General features: G+C 56.1%; 1 protein-coding gene and 1 pseudogene. One reads left to right on the top strand and one right to left on the bottom strand.

Translation table 11 applies throughout. The features are described from left to right. The coding region (locus ACFQE9_RS15050; RefSeq protein ID WP_379746574.1) for a bile acid:sodium symporter family protein at positions 1–841 on the top strand (841 nt) is incomplete at its 5' end. A 154-nt stretch (positions 842–995) separates the two neighbouring features. Here ACFQE9_RS15050 and ACFQE9_RS15055 read toward each other — a convergent pair. Then, positions 996–1,163, bottom strand: a pseudogene (locus tag ACFQE9_RS15055) (Glu/Leu/Phe/Val dehydrogenase); the annotation flags it as partial.

Below are 1,163 nucleotides of genomic sequence, written 5' to 3' on the forward strand. Positions count from 1 at the left end.
ACCGACAATGGAGGCGATATCTGGAGATGCAGTCGTTGAGATTGTAACGACGGTCTTTGTTCTCTCGACGATGTTCTCGATGGGGCTGAAACTCTCGGTCACACAACTGTTCGGTGCTCTCCGTGACCGGCAACTGTTGAGCAAATCCCTCGTGGTGAATCTCGTAGCCGTCCCGGTCGTCGCCTACCTTCTCATCCGAATGGTTCCGGTCGGCCCGGCGTACGCGACTGGTTTCCTGTTACTTGCCGTCTCGCCCGGCGCACCGTTCGGCCCAAAATTTGCCGAAATGTCGGACAGTGATATCGCGTTTGCCAGCGGTCTGATGGCAATTCTCTGTCTCCTGTCGGTTGTGACGATCCCAATCTCACTGGTAGTGCTCGCACCCGGTGATGTCGTCGTCGATCCCGTCGCAATCGGACGGATGGTGCTGGAAATTCAGATTGTACCACTACTCGCGGGGCTTGGGTTATCCTACCTGTATCCCGCATTCGGTGACCGGATGTACGCGCCCATACAGCGACTGTCCGACATCTCGTTCGTCGGACTGATCGTCCTCTTAGTTGTAGTTTATAGCGGCGAGTTGCGATCGCTCATCGGAACAGAGATGCTCGCCATCTCGGCGGTCGCTGTCGGTCTCTCATTAGCACTCGGGTACCTCTTTGGGGGGCCGGTCCGGGAACGGCGTGAGGTGTTGGCGACCACGACGGCCGCACGCAACGCCGCGATTGCGCTGTTTATCGCAACCGCTGGGTTTTCGAATCCGGACGTTCTCACAGTCGTGCTTGGATTCTCGTTCGTCAGTGTCGTTGGTGCCGGCACACTCGCGGGCGCGTGGCGATAGCTCGGTGGGTAACTTCGACGATGAATATTCAAACCGTCGAGGGTTCCCGACCAATAGGCCTAAGATGGCCAAACTTAGGGGTTTACCGAAGTAGATTCAACCCAAAACGATCGATGAAGACCACTGCCAAGTGATTATTCGAGGTGCCCCATTACTATGGCCACAGCCCTCGTACCTCGTGGGCCTCCGCGACTCGCGAGAGTGCGACAATATAGGCAGCATCTCGCCACGTCACATCACGATTAGCAAATTCCGTTTCGACCACATCCCACGCTTTCAACATCTCTTCATCGAGTTCATTGTGAACCCGTTCAAGCGACCA

It is taken from the genome of Halopenitus salinus (assembly GCF_042662125.1).
Lineage (GTDB): Archaea > Halobacteriota > Halobacteria > Halobacteriales > Haloferacaceae > Halopenitus > Halopenitus salinus.